This window comes from Bradyrhizobium sp. USDA 4506, assembly GCF_054058795.1.
In genome coordinates this window covers 4,587,583-4,603,403 of sequence record NZ_JBSSBM010000002.1, presented here as the reverse complement: position 1 = coordinate 4,603,403, position 15,821 = coordinate 4,587,583, and the positions used below count along the sequence as shown (strand labels likewise).

General features: G+C 64.7%; 15 protein-coding genes. 5 read left to right on the top strand and 10 right to left on the bottom strand.

The annotated features are described in order from the left end of the window. Positions 1-15: 15 nt before the first annotated feature. Positions 16-1,293 (bottom strand): multidrug effflux MFS transporter, encoded by a 1,278-nt coding sequence (locus ACVIHF_RS24085; protein WP_456792664.1) that lies wholly within the window; start codon positions 1,291-1,293, stop codon positions 16-18. Between the two features lie 304 nt (positions 1,294-1,597). Next, positions 1,598-3,427, bottom strand: coding sequence for an aminopeptidase P family protein (locus tag ACVIHF_RS24080; protein ID WP_456792663.1), 1,830 nt, complete (start codon positions 3,425-3,427; stop codon positions 1,598-1,600). A 190-nt stretch (positions 3,428-3,617) separates the two neighbouring features. Here ACVIHF_RS24080 and ACVIHF_RS24075 point away from each other — a divergent pair, with 190 nt between their 5' ends. Further along, a complete protein-coding gene (locus tag ACVIHF_RS24075; protein WP_253607564.1) occupies positions 3,618-3,803 on the top strand; it encodes a hypothetical protein in 186 nt (61 codons plus the stop codon). Positions 3,804-3,821: 18 nt separating this feature from the next. Here ACVIHF_RS24075 and ACVIHF_RS24070 read toward each other — a convergent pair whose 3' ends face one another. Both ACVIHF_RS24070 and ACVIHF_RS24065 read right to left on the bottom strand, forming a co-directional pair. After that, positions 3,822-4,328, bottom strand: a complete 507-nt coding sequence (locus ACVIHF_RS24070) for a hypothetical protein (RefSeq protein ID WP_456779580.1) — start codon at positions 4,326-4,328, stop codon at positions 3,822-3,824. After that, entirely contained in the window at positions 4,325-5,209 is an 885-nt protein-coding gene (locus ACVIHF_RS24065) for a 50S ribosomal protein L11 methyltransferase (protein ID WP_456792662.1), read from the bottom strand. The genes ACVIHF_RS24070 and ACVIHF_RS24065 overlap by 4 nt, the downstream gene beginning before the upstream one ends. Positions 5,210-5,379: 170 nt before the next feature. Here ACVIHF_RS24065 and ACVIHF_RS24060 point away from each other — a divergent pair, with 170 nt between their 5' ends. Continuing rightward, the gene (locus ACVIHF_RS24060) at positions 5,380-5,544 is read left to right on the top strand and encodes a Flp family type IVb pilin (protein WP_016841571.1); all 165 of its coding nucleotides are present in this window, start codon (positions 5,380-5,382) and stop codon (positions 5,542-5,544) included. A gap of 262 nt (positions 5,545-5,806) precedes the next feature. Here ACVIHF_RS24060 and ACVIHF_RS24055 read toward each other — a convergent pair whose 3' ends face one another. Then, positions 5,807-7,408, bottom strand: coding sequence for a phytoene desaturase family protein (locus ACVIHF_RS24055; RefSeq protein ID WP_456792661.1), 1,602 nt, complete (start codon positions 7,406-7,408; stop codon positions 5,807-5,809). 177 nt (positions 7,409-7,585) lie between these two features. Between ACVIHF_RS24055 and ACVIHF_RS24050 the strand changes: the two genes are divergently transcribed. Next, positions 7,586-9,850: a spermidine synthase gene (locus ACVIHF_RS24050; protein WP_456792660.1), complete on the top strand. Its 2,265-nt coding sequence runs from the start codon at positions 7,586-7,588 to the stop codon at positions 9,848-9,850. 46 nt (positions 9,851-9,896) lie between these two features. Here the strand turns inward: ACVIHF_RS24050 and ACVIHF_RS24045 are convergent, their stop codons facing one another. Then, positions 9,897-10,484 carry a TetR/AcrR family transcriptional regulator gene (locus ACVIHF_RS24045; protein ID WP_456792659.1) on the bottom strand — a complete coding sequence of 196 codons (588 nt, stop codon included), beginning with the start codon at positions 10,482-10,484 and terminating at the stop codon, positions 9,897-9,899. A 134-nt stretch (positions 10,485-10,618) separates the two neighbouring features. Here ACVIHF_RS24045 and ACVIHF_RS24040 point away from each other — a divergent pair, with 134 nt between their 5' ends. After that, positions 10,619-11,176, top strand: a complete 558-nt coding sequence (locus ACVIHF_RS24040) for a DUF308 domain-containing protein (RefSeq protein ID WP_310880667.1) — start codon at positions 10,619-10,621, stop codon at positions 11,174-11,176. Between the two features lie 99 nt (positions 11,177-11,275). On the opposite strand, the gene ACVIHF_RS24035 is transcribed toward ACVIHF_RS24040, so the two are convergent. After that, entirely contained in the window at positions 11,276-12,124 is an 849-nt protein-coding gene (locus tag ACVIHF_RS24035; RefSeq protein ID WP_310880666.1) for an alpha/beta fold hydrolase, read from the bottom strand. A gap of 309 nt (positions 12,125-12,433) precedes the next feature. After that, positions 12,434-13,225 carry a L,D-transpeptidase gene (locus ACVIHF_RS24030; RefSeq protein ID WP_456792658.1) on the bottom strand — a complete coding sequence of 264 codons (792 nt, stop codon included), beginning with the start codon at positions 13,223-13,225 and terminating at the stop codon, positions 12,434-12,436. Positions 13,226-13,525: 300 nt separating this feature from the next. Between ACVIHF_RS24030 and ACVIHF_RS24025 the strand changes: the two genes are divergently transcribed. After that, positions 13,526-13,855, top strand: coding sequence for a hypothetical protein (locus ACVIHF_RS24025; protein ID WP_229190145.1), 330 nt, complete (start codon positions 13,526-13,528; stop codon positions 13,853-13,855). A gap of 230 nt (positions 13,856-14,085) precedes the next feature. On the opposite strand, the gene ACVIHF_RS24020 is transcribed toward ACVIHF_RS24025, so the two are convergent. Together ACVIHF_RS24020 and ACVIHF_RS24015 are read right to left on the bottom strand one after the other, a co-directional pair. Further along, positions 14,086-14,847, bottom strand: coding sequence for an ABC transporter permease (locus ACVIHF_RS24020; RefSeq protein WP_028342160.1), 762 nt, complete (start codon positions 14,845-14,847; stop codon positions 14,086-14,088). Further along, on the bottom strand, positions 14,844-15,767 hold the full coding sequence (locus ACVIHF_RS24015; RefSeq protein WP_225643686.1) for an ABC transporter ATP-binding protein: 924 nt from the start codon (positions 15,765-15,767) through the stop codon (positions 14,844-14,846). The genes ACVIHF_RS24020 and ACVIHF_RS24015 overlap by 4 nt, the downstream gene beginning before the upstream one ends. Between the last annotated feature and the right edge of the window lie 54 nt (positions 15,768-15,821).

Here is a 15,821-nt window from a genome sequence, read left to right as displayed (position 1 = left end):
GGAATGACGAACTGCTCACATCATCCCCTGCTCATCCTCCTCGGTCTGCGCGATCAGCTCTTCGCTCACCACCACCTTCCGCCGCGGCACGACGAAGATCATGGTGCAGGCGCAGGCGATCGAGATCGCGAAGATCGCCGCGGTCAGCGGCAGCGTCGTGGTGGAGTGGCCGCCGAGATAGGCGCCGAATTGCGAGATCAGCGAGCCGATGCCCTGCTGCAGGAACCCCATGGCGCCCGAGGCGGTGCCGGCGGCTTCGGGCCGGATGCTGATGGCGCCGGCGGCGGAATTGGCCATCACGAAGGCGTTGGCGATCATCACGATCATCTGGGTGCCGAACAGCCAGAGCGGGGCCTGGTTTACTCCGGTAAAACTCCAGACCAGGTTCAGCAGGCTGCTGCCGACCTGCAGCGCGAGGCCGAACCAGATCAGTTTCTCCAGCGAGTGCCGCGGCGCGAAGCGCACGCACAAGAGATTGCCGACGAAGTAGCCGAACCCCGTCATCGCGAACCACGCGCCATACTCGGCGCTGGTCCGGCCCATCTGGGTCACCACGATGTAAGGGCCGCCGCCGGCGAAGGCGAAGATGATCTGCGACGCCAATACCTGGCACAATAGATAGCCGACGAAGGCGCGGCTCGTCATCAGCTTGCCGAGGTCGCCGCGAAAGCTGCTGCTCTCGGCGCGGTCGCGGCGGGTTTCCGGCAGCGCCAACGCGATGAAGATCGTGGTGATCAGCGACGCCGCGGTGATGAGATAGAGGATCGCGCGCCAGCCGAATGCGGTCTCCAGCAGGCCGCCGGTCAGCGGGCTCACCATCTGCGCGATCATCAATGCGGCGACGACGAGGCTGATCATGGCGCCGACCCGCTCGCGCGGATAGAGATCGCGGATGATGGCACGGCTGATCACCATGCCGCTGGCGCCGCCGAGCGCCTGGAAGAAGCGCGCCGCGATCAGTTGCGGCAGGGTCTCGGCGAACACCGAGCCGACGCCGGCCACGACCATCAGGCCGAGGCCCGCGAGCAGCACCGGCCGACGGCCGAACCTGTCGGACAGCGGCCCCATGATCAGCTGTGAAAGCGCGATGCCGACCATGTAGAGCGACACGGTCATCTGCGCGATAGAGATGTCGCGGCCGAAGGTGGTCGCCAGCACCGGCAGCGCCGGCACCAGCATGTAGAGCGAGATCGGCGCCACGCCCGTCATCACGACGAGCATCAGCAGCATGACCTTCGATGTCGCGATGTTGTCTTTGGCCGCGCCGGGCGGCTTGCCCATCACGCCGTGCATTCAGGTCCGATCCAGCATTGTGGAAAGACTGTAGCGTGCCCGTCCGCGCGGAATACGGGTGTTTCGGCATACGCCCATGCGATTTCAGGAGACGCGGTGACGATGTTTCGTCTCGCGCAATAAACGCTCTGTCGTCAGCTGCGAATTCCGCTGTCGTCCTCGGCGAAAGCGGGGACCCAGTACTCCAGAGGCAGGCGTATTTGAATTGATAGGCCGCGGCGTACTGGATCCCCCGCTTTCGCGAGGGATGACACAGAGCGTTGGGGGGGGACGACGTCGAGCGTGCGGATGCCTGGGCGCGCCGCTACTTCAGCGCCGCCGTTGCCTCGTCCAGCCACAGCTTGGTGGCGTTGTCGTCGAGATGCGGCCGCACCACATGCGCGACGCGGGCGTGGTAGTCGTTGAGCCAGCTTAACTCGTCCGGGCTCAGCATGCTGACCTCGATCAGGCGGCGATCGATCGGCGCCAGCGTCAGCGTCTCGAATGCATTGATCGGCCTCTCGGCGCCGGCAATGTCGGTGCCGATCACGAGCTCGAGGTTCTCGATCCTTATGCCGTAGGCGTCGGTCTTGTAGTAGCCGGGCTCGTTCGACAGGATCATGCCGCGCTTCAGCGGCGTGGTGCCGAGCTTGGAAATCCGCGCCGGCCCTTCATGGACGCTGAGATAGCTGCCGACGCCGTGGCCGGTGCCGTGCTCGAAATCAATCCCGGCCTGCCAGAGATATTGCCGCGCCAGCGTGTCGAGCTGCGCGCCGGTGGTGCCGTCGGGGAAGATCGCGCGGGCGATCGCGATATGGCCGCGCAGCACGCGGGTGAAGCGGTCGCGCATCTCGTCGGTCGGCTTGCCGATCGCGATGGTGCGGGTGACGTCGGTGGTGCCGTCCTCATATTGCGCGCCGGAATCGATCAGCAGGAGATCGCCGGGCTCGATGCGGCGGTTGCTCTTGCGCGTCACACGGTAGTGCACGATGGCGCCGTTCGGCCCGGTGCCGGCGATGGTCGGGAAGGAGACGTCCTTCAGCGCGCCGGTCTGGCGGCGGAACGTCTCCAGCGCCTCGACGGTGTCGATCTCGGTGAGGCTGCCGGAGGGCGCCTCGCGATCGATCCAGGCGAGGAAACGCACCAGCGCCACCGCGTCGCGCTGATGCGCCGTGCGCGTGCCCTCGATCTCGGTGACGTTCTTGACCGCCTTCAAGAGGCTGACCGGATCGCTGCCGCGCACCGGCTTGCCGCCGGCACCCGCGATCAGGCGGCTCAGGGCGTCGGCTGCGGTCGCGTTGTCGAGCGCGATCGAGGCGCCGCGCTTGGCGAGCTCGGTGAGTTTTGCCGCCAGCGCCGCGGGCTGCTCGACATCGGCCGATTGCTCGAGATGGTCGCGTGTCGAGTTGGACAGCTTGCGCTGATCGATGAACACCAGCGGCCGGCCTTCCTTCGGTACCAGCGCATAGGACAGCGGCAGCGGCGTATGCGAGACGTCGGCGCCGCGGATGTTGAAGGTCCAGGCCACCGCGTGGCTGTCGGACAGCACCAGCGCGTCGACGCCGAGCTTGTTGATCTCGAGGCGGATGCGCTTGAGCTTCTCGGCTTCGATCTCCCCGGAAAACTGCGCGCCGTGGATCGTAACCGGACCGAGCGGCGGTGCCGGCCGCTCGTGCCAGATCGCATCGAGCGGATTGCCGTCGACGGCGACCAGTTCCGCGCCGGCCTTGGCGCAGGCCGCGGCCAGCCGTTCGGCTGCCGCAGAAGTGTGCAGCCAGGGGTCAAATCCTAGGCGGTCGCCGGCCGCCAGATGCCGGGTCAGCCAGTGCTCCGGCGGCGGCTCGACCAGCGGCTCGACCTGCCAGGCCTTGCGGTCAACCTGCTTGCCGGCCTGCAGCGTGTAGCGGCCGTCGACGAACAGGGCGGCCTCCTTGCTCAGCACGATCGCGAGCCCGGCCGATCCGGTGAAGCCCGTCAGCCAGGCGAGCCGCTCCTCGGAGGCCGCGACATATTCATTCTGCTGCTGATCGGCGCGCGGAACCACGAATCCGGTCAGCTTGCGCCGCGCCAGCTCCTCGCGCAGCGCGCTCAAGCGGGCAGCCAGCGCCACGCCGCCTTCGGGCTCTTCGAACGTCTGGAAATGGGCTTCGAACATCGCCGTCGCACTCTCTTCGGATGGAGCATGACCTTCGCGCGAGCGCGGTCAAGCATGACCATATTTTTGGCATAACTTATGCTTGAATATGGCATAGTGGAATTGGCCGGACGATGTCCACTGCACGTCAACGGTCAAGCGTACGGGGAGTGTCCAGGAGTGTCTCAACTCAACGGTGAGGAGATGCACGATGCCTGCATTCACGTTTGAGAAGATCTCGCCGCCGGTCCGCCGCGGCCCGATCGCGCCGGTCGAACAGAAGCAGCGCGGCGTCATCGTCCAGATGCTGGACCGCCTTGTCGAGGCGCGCGCCAAGCGTGCGGCCGGTCAGGACAAGGTCGAGACCAACCGTAGCGATTCGCCAGCGCCCAAATAAACAACCCGCGGATCGCGGCTACCGTTCCAGATCGGATGCCTTCGCCACGGTCACATTGACGACCTTGCCGTCCTCGAGCTCGCGCACGATCCGCTCATCGGGGCCGACGATGCCGAGATCGAATTCGCGCTCGGGCGTCACGAGCGTCATGCGCTGGCCGGCGATCACGACGACGGTCATGTCGAGCGTCTCGCCGGAGATCGCCCATTCCCTGAGCTCGTTGCAAAACGGCTCTTTGCGCCAGGCGTCGGGGAAGCCCGGATCGCATCTGACCTCAAGACCATCTTCCGACGTGGTCAGGACGAGCTTCGACCTGGAAGGCTTCCAGTGCTCCTCCAGCAGCTCGTTCGCCAGCCAGACGCAGCTGAACGAGCGGCATTCCATAGGCCGCCCCGGATAGGTCCGGCAGCCGCGCCCCGGTTTGCAATGCGGGCACCACGTGTTGGCGGGCTTGGCCAGTTCCTCGATCGCCATCACCTTGCAGCAGAGCGTGCAGTCGCCGCACTGTCTGCCGGTCGCGGTCACTTCACGGAGCGCAGCAGCAGGCTGCTCCAGCCCTCGATCTTCAGATGCCGCAGCGGCACCAGCCCGCGGGCGCGGTAGGCGGCGATGACCGCCGGCGCCTGGTGCGTCAGCAGGCCCGAGAGAATGACCTGCGCCGACGAGGCGAGGTGACGCGCCATCGGGCCGGCCAGCTGCCGCAGCGGATTGGCGAGGATGTTGGCGAGCACCAGGTCGAACGGACCGTCCTCGGCGAAGCGCGGAGCGGCAAAGCCGGTGGCGCGGATCACGTCCACCAGATCGCCGGCGCCGTTCAGCCGGGCATTCTCCTCGGCGACCCTGACCGACGGCGCGTCGATGTCGCTCCCCAGCACCTTGCCGTGCAGCGCCTTGGCGGCGGCGATCGCCAGCACGCCGGTCCCGGTACCGAGATCCAGCACGCGGCGGGGCTGATACGCCTTCAGCACGTGGTCGAGCAGCAGCAGGCAGCCGCGGGTGGTGCCGTGATGGCCGGTGCCGAAGGCCAGCGCCGCCTCGATCTCGATCCCGAGCTTGTTGGGGGGTATCCGGTGCCGGTCATGCTGGCCGTGGACGATAAAGCGGCCGGCCGCGACCGGGACAAGATCCTCCAGGCTGGCCTTGACCCAGTCCTTGGCCTCCACGGTATCAAAAACTAAAGTCGATGCGACATCCTGCCGCAGCACCTGGCCAACCAGTTCGCGCAGTAAATTTTGGTCCGGCGGCTCGGCAAAATGGACGGTGACGTCCCAGCGGCCATCCGGTCGCTCGAAGGCCGCAAACGCCGCCTGATCCTCGAAAAACACCTCGGAAAGCGCATCTACCACGCGCTTTGCGGTCGATTCATCTGGAAGGGTGACGCTGGCGCGGTGTGTGGACGGGGTCATCGGAGGCCGGTAGCGCGGTTTTTGTTAAAATTTCAAGCCGGATTCAATCGAATATCGCGAGAATTGAGAGGTTCCCGGTTCAGACAACCTTAGATGTTGCCGTACTACTAGGGTGGCGGAACTGGGAACACCCTTCGTTCCAAGGCATCACAACCAAGGGCAGGGCTGCAATGAAGGCTTTTATCGTTAAGTTTTTGCGGAATGAATCCGGCGCGACCGCCATCGAATACGGACTGATCGCAACCGGTATCGCCATCGCCATCATCGCTGCGGTGAATGGCGTCGGCACGGCACTGAGCGGGACCTTCAACTCGATCAGCGGCTCGCTGAAGTAATTTCTCGAACGGCGTTCTCAGGGAAGCACCGGGCGACATGTCGCTCGGTGTTTCTTTTTGACCGATTGTCCACAGAGCCACACGCAGCTTGTCGACAAGACATCAACTGCGTTTTCCCGGGATTGTGAGCGTCGGTCGCACAGCCGGTCCACAGTGGCGTCCACCGGTTATCCCGTCTTGAGGCAAGGCCGCCGTCCACCGCAGGCCCACAGCTTCTCAACACGCCTGTCCACAGCTTGTCCCGCGGCGCGCGGTGTGTCGTCTACGAGAACAGCGCGCGATGGTCGGCCAGGATGGCCCGCGCGGCATTGTGGCCGGGGGCGCCGGTGACGCCGCCGCCGGGATGGGCGCCGGAACCGCAATGGTAGAGACCCTTCAGCGGTCCGCGATAGTCGGCATGGCCGAGCATCGGCCGTGCCGAGAACAATTGGTTCAATGTCAGCGCGCCGTGAAAGATGTCGCCGCCGAGCAGGCCGAATTGCCGCTCGAGGTCGAGCGGCGACAGGATCTGGCGGCCGATCACGCTGCCTGCGAACCCGGGCGCGTAGTGGTCGACGGTTGCGATCATCAGATCGGCGACCTCTTCGCGATGATCGTCCCACGATCTGCCGTCGGGTAGTTGCGGCGCGACGTGCTGGCAGAACAGGCTCGCGACATGCTGGCCCGGCGGGCTCAGGCTGTCGTCGAGCGTCGAGGGGATCAGCACCTCGACGACCGGGGCGCGGCTCCAGCCGAATTCGCGCGCATCGCGCCAGGCGCGATCCATGTAGCCGAGGCTCGGAGCGATGATGATCCCCGCCGTGAGGTGATCGCCCGGGCCGGGCAGCGCGCTGAACGAGGGCAGGGCGCTTAGCGCCACATTCATCCTGAACGTGCCGGACCCGTTCCGCCATCGGGAGATGCGCGCGCGAAACTCGGGCGCCAATGCGCCTTCCGGTACCAGGCGTGTGTACAGCAGCTTCGGATTGACGTTCGAGACGACGTATTTGGCGCGCACGGTCTTGTCATTGTCGAGGACGACGCCGACGGCGCGCTCCTTCTCGACGATCACCTCGCGGACGGCAGCATCGGTTTCGATCTCGACGCCATGGCTGCGCGCGGCACGCGCCATCGCCTGGGTGATCGCGCCCATGCCGCCGGTCGCGTGGCCCCAGACGCCCTTCTTGCCGTTCACCTCGCCGAACGCATGGTGCAGCATCACATAGGCCGAGCCGGCCGCGTAGGGGCTGGCATAATTGCCGACGATGGCATCGAAGCCGAACAGCGCCTTGACGAGGTCGTTCTCGAAGCGCTCGTCGAGCATCTCGCCGGCCGATCGCGTGAACAGGTCGAGCAGATTGCGCTGCTGTTCCAGCGACAGCCGGCGCAGGATGTTGGCGGTGCCGAGCGCGTTGAAGGCCTCGCTGATCGCGCCGATGCCAAAGCCCTCGACGAGGTTCGGCGGTGCGCGCAGCACGAATTGCCGCAGCACGTCTGCGATGGCTTCGAGTTCCCCTGAGAACACGCTGATTGCGGCCGCGTCCTTTTGGCTGAGCTTTTCGACCGACTCCCGGGTCCGGCCTTCGCCCGTCAGCAAATAGCTGCCGTCGGGCGAGGGGAGGAAGTTCTGCGCGCGCCGCTCGACGATCCGGAGGCCGTGATCGGCAAGTTTCAGGTCAGAGATGATCTGCGGATTGAGCAGGCTCACCGTGTAGGCGGCGACGGAGTTGCGGAAGCCCGGACAAAATTCTTCGGTGACCGCGGCGCCGCCGACTACCTTGCGGCGTTCCACGACCTTCACGCGCAGCCCGGCCATCGCGAGATAGGCCGCGCAGGTGAGGCCGTTGTGCCCCGCACCGATGATAACGACGTCTGTTTCGTTCATGTCCGCTTCAAGAAGCAGTGATTACAGCCTGCTGTGGCGCCGCAGCGCCGCGTCGTCAAGTCCGCGTGACCGCCGTTTCTTGTCCGTGATAGTGCCGTATGCTCAACTGAAATCCTCCGGTGGGGTGCCACCGGACTGTCCGCCTCCGGCGCCCGCCGGGTCCATGCCGGAGCTTTCATGACGTCTGAGCCGACCGCCTCGCGCAACCGGCTGGTGCTGGTTGTCTACACCGCCGCGATCTTCGTCAGCGCCCTGTTGCTGTTCTCGGTGCAGCCGCTGTTCACCAAGATGGTGCTGCCGCGGCTCGGCGGCTCGCCGGCGGTGTGGTCGGTGGCGATGGTGTTCTTCCAGTCGCTGCTGCTCGGCGGCTACGCCTATGCGCATCTCTTGATGAAGCTGAACGGCCGTATTGCGCCGGTCGCGGTGCATCTGGTGCTGCTCGTCGTCGCGCTGCTGACCTTGCCGCTGGCGATCAGGAGCGGCTGGGGCGAGCCGCCGACGTCCGGCTATGCGGTCTGGCTGCTCGGCCTGTTCGCGGTTTCGATCGGCCTGCCGTTCTTCGCGCTCGCTGCCAACAATCCGCTGCTGCAGGCCTGGTTCGTGCGCACCGGACATCCCAATGGTCCCGATCCGTATTTCCTCTACGCATCCTCGAACATCGGCAGCTTCCTCGCGCTCTTGTCCTATCCGGTGCTGCTCGAGCCGATGTTCACGTTGCGCACCCAGAACCTGATCTGGACCGGTGGTTATGGTCTGCTGATCATTCTGATCGCGAGTTGCGGCATGCTGCTGTTGCGGTCGCCGGCCAATGCCGCCGCGCTCGACATGCAGGTCGATGACGCCAATGCGCCGGCGCCGTCCTGGCCGCTGCGGGCGCGCTGGATCTTCCTCGCCGCGGTGCCGTCCGGCCTCTTGATCGCGGTGACGGCGCATATCTCGACCGACGTCGCCGCCGCGCCCCTGCTGTGGGTGCTGCCGCTGTCGCTGTATCTCTTGACCTGGGTGCTGGTGTTCCAGTCGCGGCCGCTATTGCCGCACAAATGGATGCTGCGGGCGCAGCCGCTGGCGATTGCCGGCGTCGTGATCCTGCTTGCGGTCGGCGGCGAGCAGAACCTGCTGCTCACGCTCGGCGGCCATCAGCTCTGTTTCTTCATCATCGCGATGGCCTGTCATGGCGAGCTCGCGCGCACCCGCCCGGCGGCGAAATATCTCACCGGCTTCTACGTCGCGCTGTCGTTCGGTGGCATGGTCGGCGGCCTGTTCGCGGGGCTTATTGCGCCTTTTACTTTCTCGTGGGTCGCCGAATATCCGATCCTGCTGGCGCTCGCGGCGCTATGCCGTCCGCCCGGCGGCGCGGAGCGGCTGCCGCGCTGGAGCGCCTGGTACTGGCCGTTCCTTGCGGTGCTGGCGGTGGCGCTGATCGCGCCGAGCTATTCGGCCGGCAACATCTTCAACTGGTTCGACGTGCACCGGGTCTGGGTGATCGGCGCGGTCGGCGTGCTCTCGGCGCTGCTTGCGCTCGCGCTGAACGCCAATCGCTGGAAGATCTTCGCCACCGTCGTGGTCGCGTTGGTGGTGCTGCGCGCCTATCCATCCGACGACGGCCGCGTCGAAACCGTGCGCAGCTTCTTCGGCGTGCACAAGATCGTGGTGACGCCGAACGGGCAGTATCACGTGCTGATGCACGGCACCACGATCCATGGCGCCGAGAAGTTCAAGAACGATGACGGCACGCCGGTCGCCGGAAAGCCCGAACCGATCAGCTACTATTACAAGGATGGCGGCATCGGGCGGGCGATCACTGCAATCCGCGAGCGCAAGGGCGCGCCGCTGAAAGTGGCGGTGATCGGGCTCGGTTCGGGGACGCTGACCTGCGCGTCGGCCCCCGGCGAGGACTGGCGCTTCTTCGAGATCGACCAATCGATGGTCGATACCGCGCGCGATCCGAAATACTTCACCTACATCCAGAACTGCGAGCCGAACCTCAAGCCTGTCATCGGCGACGCGCGGCTGACCTTCGCCAAGGAGCCGGACGGCGCCTACGATCTGATCATCGTCGACGCCTATTCGTCGGACGCGATCCCGATCCATCTCGCGACCGAGGAGGCGATGGCGATCTACAAGGAGAAGCTGGCGCCGCAGGGCGCCGTCGTGATGCACGTCTCCAACCGCCACCTCGAGCTTGCCAGCGTCGTGGTCGGCATCGCCGACGCCAACGACATGAAGAGCTGGGTCTACAGCGAGGATTCCGGCCGCGACAACGAGTACATCTTCTCGACCTCGGTCGTGGTCTCCGCGCGCGAGGAGGAAGACGTCGGCAAGCTCGCATCGTCTGATGTCTGGACCGAGACCGAAGCCGACGAGAAGCAACGGGTCTGGACCGACGACTATTCGAACGTGCTGGGTGCAGTGTACCGCCGACTGCGCGACGGCGAGCAGTAGGACCTGCAAGCCGAGCCAATCGCGGCGGCTTCCGCGCGATAATTCTCTAGCGATCGGCTACCAGCAGTCTGGCGAACTGGGGCTTGACGATTGCGGCGAACAGATTGGGATCGTCGAAAGCCCTCGCAGAGAGCATCGCGCCGTGGACCGACGCCATCAGCATCTGGGCCTCTTCGTCCGGCCGCTGATCCAGCCGGAACAGATGCTGTTCCGCGCCGGCCTGCAGCACCGATGTCAGCCATCCTGCGAGATGACGGAAATGGGCGCGGACGCGCGATGCGATCTCGTCCGGCAACATCGGCATCTCGCCGGCAAGCATCGCGCAGACGCAGAACGGCAGCGAGGCATCGCCGATGCACGCCTGCCAGAAGTTCACGTAAGCCTGCAGTTGGTCGGTCGGGCTCGCGAATTGCTCCTGAAGCAACTTCAGGCCCAGCGCGGTCTGCTGCCGGTAGCGATCCACCAGCGCCGAGACCAGCTCGGCCTTGGTCGGGAAGTGATGGTGGATGCTCGCCTTCCGGATGCCGATGGCATCGGAGATGTCGGCATAGCTGAAGCCGTTGTAGCCCCCGGCGACGATGAGGGGCTGCGCGACGTCGAGAATTTTTTCAGAAGTCGAAATCATCACGTTCACGTTATGCCTACCTTCCAGTAGGTAAATTACAAAGGTAAATCAAGGCCTTCCTCTCCACACAGGGCGTCCGAGCGCCAGATTGACTTGGAATTGTTGTCTACCTACTAGTAGGACGATAAACAAGGAGCCTGTCAATGCAAAGCCACCTTTCGACCCAATCCACCTGGCTGCGATCCTATTATCTCGGGCGCGCCATCTTCTCGGTCGCCTGGGTCGCCGCTGCCGTTCTGTTTAGCGGCCAAGCCGGCCCTGCCGGGGTTCTGTTCGTGATCTACCCGGCGTGGGACGGCATCGCCAATCTGGCTGATGCCCGGGTCAATGGCGGCCTGAAAGCCAACCCATCCCAGGCCCTGAATGTCGTGGTCAGCGCGATCACGACGCTCGCCGTGATCGTGGCGCTCAGCCACAGCAGCTATGCCGTCCTGGCCGTGTTCGGGGTTTGGGCGATCCTCGCGGGTGTGCTGCAATTGTACACCGGCGTCAGGCGCTGGCGTCATTATGGTGCGCAATGGGCGATGATCCTGAGTGGCGCACAGTCGGCACTCGCCGGCGGCTACATGATCAGCCAGTCCATCGGCACCGTTGCGCCGACCATTCTCGACGTCGCTCCCTATGCGGGCTTCGGCGCGTTCTATTTCCTGCTTTCCGCAATCTGGCTCGTTGCCACTGGCTATCGCCACGCGCGCGCCTAGTGTCAAAGCAAGAAGCTGGAGCTCCGTTCCAGTTCAACCGGAACGGAGAGCTGTCCGGCAGCACCGGAGGAGCGCCAGCTCGCCTTCAGCGCGACGCGACTATTTGTTCTCTGGCGGCGCCGCACCCGCGGAGGCGGGCGTCGAGGCAGCGAGCAGCGGCATCGTCGGCGTGCTCTCGCCCGCATCCTCGTCTAGGAATTGCTCCACGCCGGCCTGGATCGACGATTTCGCGCTGTCCGGGCCGCGGTCGCTGAGATCGTTGTGCTGGAATTCGGTTCTGACCACCTTGATGCCGAGTCTCGCACAGGTCTCGTCGTCCGGCACGACGCCCGGATCGGCCTTGAACACCGGATCCCTGGAGCGAAACGAGAGGATCTTGATCTTGCCGTCGGTGATGAAGGGGACGCGCAGATTGTCCAGCGTGACGACCTTCTTGACCAGGTCGGGATGCTGCTTGGCGAAGAACATCGAGATGTCGCCGCCGTTGGAATGGCCGATCAACGTCAGCTGGCGATAGTTTGCGTTCGGATAGACCTTCTTGAGCTCGTCGATCGCATACATGATGTTGAAGACGCCGCGATTGTACTGCATGCGGCGGCCTACATATTCCTCGCCGACCTTGGTAACCATCGGCGCGTCGGTGTCGAGATCATGCTGAATGCTGATCACGAGGTATCCGCGCGACGCGAACAAATTGGTGAGGAACGAGTACTCGGTGTTCTTGACGGTGTTGCCGTGGCTCAGGATCGCGACCGGCAGCTCGATCATCTCGGCCATCGCCTGCATTTGCCGGTCGCGGCGCACCGCGACCTCGACCGTGACGTCGCGGTCGTCGCGCAGAACGTCGTGGAACGTCAGCGTCGTGTGACGGATGGCCCATCTGTCCGTCGTGAAATAAGCGGCCATCGCCACGACGCACAGGCAAAGGACAATGATGCCCCGTTTCATGTCGACCTCTGATCTTGCCTACGTGACCCGCGCTTCTCGCCCTGATTTCATCGGGCATACAGCGTGAATCGGCCTCCAGGGGCCAAGCGGGCGCTTGTGCCGCCGAATATCGGGCTAGTTTTACAATCAGATGACGACGGGCCGCGGCGCACGTTGACGGACGCCCTTTGCGACGGTCACAAGCGGGTGAGGGGAGCGTGAACTGACGGCGCCCTGCCTGCGGCGCCGTCACGGATCAAGAGCGTGCGGCAGATTTCTTTTGACGCGTTTTCTTCACGCGAACCGGCGCCTACTTCGCTCGAAAACGCTCTAATCCTGATAGGTGTTGCCGTAGAAGCCGCGCGGCTGATAGGCGGGGCGCGGCTGGTAGTAGCCTTGCGGCGCCGGCGCGTAGCCCTGATTGCCGTAATACTGCTGCTGGCCATAGGCCTGCGCATCGTAGACGCGGCGGCTTGACGGTGGTGCCGGATAGCGGCGATCGGTCGAGCTGCCGTCGGCCGGATAGATGTAGCCGTCATCGGTGCGGGCCTGCGCCGGATAGTCGCGCGGCTGCGGCGTCAGCACGACCGGGTCGCCGGCGGCGGCGGTGCCGTACTGCTCGTCATATTGCTGCGGCGCGCGGCGGGCGACGGCGGTGCCATTGCGCCCACGCGGATTGCGCGCCAGCGCGACCTGCGACGAGCCGGTCAGCGTCACGGTGGTGTTGAGCACGCCTTCCTTCTGGACCAGCGAGTAAAGCGTGGTTGCGTTGTCGCGCGACAGCCGCACGCAGCCATGCGAGGCCGGCGAGCCGAGGCGGCTGACCGAGTCGGTGCCGTGAATCGCGTGCCCGATCTTGGTGAAGAAGATCGAGTGCGGCATCGGCGCGTCGTCGAATTCCTTGGAGTAGTGATCCTCTTCCATGCGGAAGGCGCGGAAGCTGCCGTTCGGCGTTTCGCGCGACGGGATGCCGGTCGAGACCGGCCAGTGATAGCGCGCGACGCCGTCGACCGCGACGGTCATCTGCTGGTTGTCCTTGTCGATGGTGATATCGACCTTGGCCTGTGCGGCGCCGGCGGTGAAGAGCATCACGGACGTGAACGCAATGAGGAACGAACGCATTTTACCTTTGGCCTCCAGGCCTGCTCGCGAAGCCGCGGCTCTCCGTCCCCGGCAATCAATATGCACGGAATCCGAACTTGGTTCCAGTGGCGGGCCAAGGCCGTGATCAATTGCCATGGTTAATCCCGTGCGCGGCGCAAACAAGGCCGAAGCCGGGCCTGCCTGTCACGGCGGGCTGACTTTTTCGCGAGCAGGCCGCGACCACGGCCCGATTGGTCTCCGACACGCAACCATTTGGCCGCATGGGCGTTTAACAATCCCGCCCGGCGGCGCGTTCGCGCCGCGCATCAAGGAATCCAGATGAACAACACCAAGGCGAAGACCGCGGCCGTCGTCCCAGCCGGCCTCTCCGCGCGGCTCCTGCTTGCGGCCGCAGCCCTCGCTTTGACGCTGGTCGCAGTCCCCCATGCAGGCCATGCCCAGGGCATCGTCCGCGGCGCTCATGAGGGCGCCTATGAGGGCAACCGGGTCGCCGGCCCGGTGGGCGGCGTGGTTGGCGGCGCCGTCGGCGCCGGTGTCGGTGGCGCCATGGGCGCGGTCAAGGGCGTGTTCGGCATCCCGGATCGCGGTTACCGCCGTGGCCACCGCTGCCGCGGCTATTACCGCCACGGTCATTTCCACTGCTATTGATCGTTGAAGAACCTGTAGCTCGGATGGAGCGAAGCGAAATCCGGGTTCTGCAGGCTTGGCGATAAGGTCCCGGATTGCGCTTCGCTCTATCCGGGCTACGGGCGAGCGTCATTCCGGGGCATGCGAAGCATGAACCCGGAATCTCGAAGTGACGGCGCGAGATTCCCCGATGCGCAATTGCGCATCTGAGGTTCGCGCTAAGGCGCGCCCCGGAATGACTTGCTTGCAAGTCAGTTCTTCAGCCGGTAGCCGGTCCTGAAGATCCACGCCACGATGGCCATGCAGGCCACGAGGAATCCCACGGTCATGCCGAGGCTCAGCGGCACGCTGACATCGGCGATCTCGTAGAAGCTCCAGCGGAAGCCGGAGATCAAATAGACCACGGGATTGAGCAGGGTGATGGTGCGCCAGCCCGACGGCAGCATGTTCACCGAATAGAAGCTGCCGCCGAGGAAGGTCAGCGGTGTCACCACCAGCATCGGGATCATCTGCAGCTTCTCGAAGCCGTCGGCCCAGATGCCGATGATGAAGCCGAATAGGCTGAAGGTGACCGCCGTCAGCACCAGGAACGTCAGCATCCACACCGGATGCTGGATATGCAAGGGGACGAAAAGCCCGGCCGTCGCCAGGATGATCAGGCCGAGGATGATCGACTTGGTGGCGGCAGCGCCGACATAGCCGATAACGATCTCGAAATAGGAGATCGGCGCCGACAGGATCTCGTAGATCGTGCCGACGAATTTCGGGAAGTAGATGCCGAACGAGGCGTTGGAGATGCTTTGGGTCAGCACCGACAGCATCACGAGCCCCGGCACGATGAAGGTACCGTAGCTGACGCCCTCGACCTCGGTGATGCGCGAGCCGATCGCGGCGCCGAACACCACGAAATACAGCGAGGTCGACACCACGGGCGAGACGATGCTCTGCAGCAGCGTGCGCCAGGTGCGCGCCATTTCGAACAGGTAGATCGCCCGGATTGCGCGGTAGTTCATGGCGCCCTCACGAGGCTGACGAAGATATCCTCGAGCGACGACTGCCTGGTATCGAGGTCCGAGATGCGGATGCCGGCATTGCGCAGATCGTTGAGCAGGCTGGTGATGCCGGTGCGATCGCCCTTGGTATCGTAGTCATAGGTCACGGTGCGGCCGTCGTCGGACAATTCGAGATTGTAGGCAGACAGAACATCGGGAATGGCCTCGAGCTTGTTCTGCAATTGCAGCGTCAGCTCCTTCTTGCCGAGCTTCTGCATCAAGGTCGCCTTGTCCTCGATCAGGATGATCTCGCCCTTGTTGATGACGCCGATGCGGTCGGCCATCTCCTCGGCTTCCTCGATGTAGTGCGTGGTGAGGATGATGGTGACGCCGGAAGCCTGCAGCGTGCGGACCACCTCCCACATGCCCTTGCGCAATTCGACGTCGACCCCGGCGGTGGGCTCGTCGAGGAACAGGATCTGCGGTTCGTGCGACAGCGCCTTGGCGATCATCACGCGGCGCTTCATGCCCCCGGACAGCGTGATGATCTTGTCGTCCTTCTTGTCCCACAGCGACAGGTCGCGCAGCACCTTCTCGATATGGGCGGGGTTCTTCGGCTTGCCGAACAGGCCGCGGCTGAAGCTGACGGTCGCCCACACCGACTCGAACGCGTCGGTGTGCAGTTCCTGCGGAACCAGCCCGATCATCGACCGCGCCGCGCGATAGTCGGCGATGATGTCGTGCCCGCCGATCGTGATGCGGCCCTCGCTCGGATTGGCGATGCCGCAGATGATGCTGATCAGCGTGGTCTTGCCGGCGCCGTTCGGCCCGAGCAGCGCGAAGATCTCGCCTTTGACGATGTCGAGATTGATGCCCTTCAGCGCCTTGAAGCCGGAGCCATAGGTTTTCGAAAGATTGGATACGGAGATGATCGGCGACATGGAGAGTCGGTGAGCGTGAGGGAGGGGGCGCGCGCGGATTGGGGCCCGGGCAGG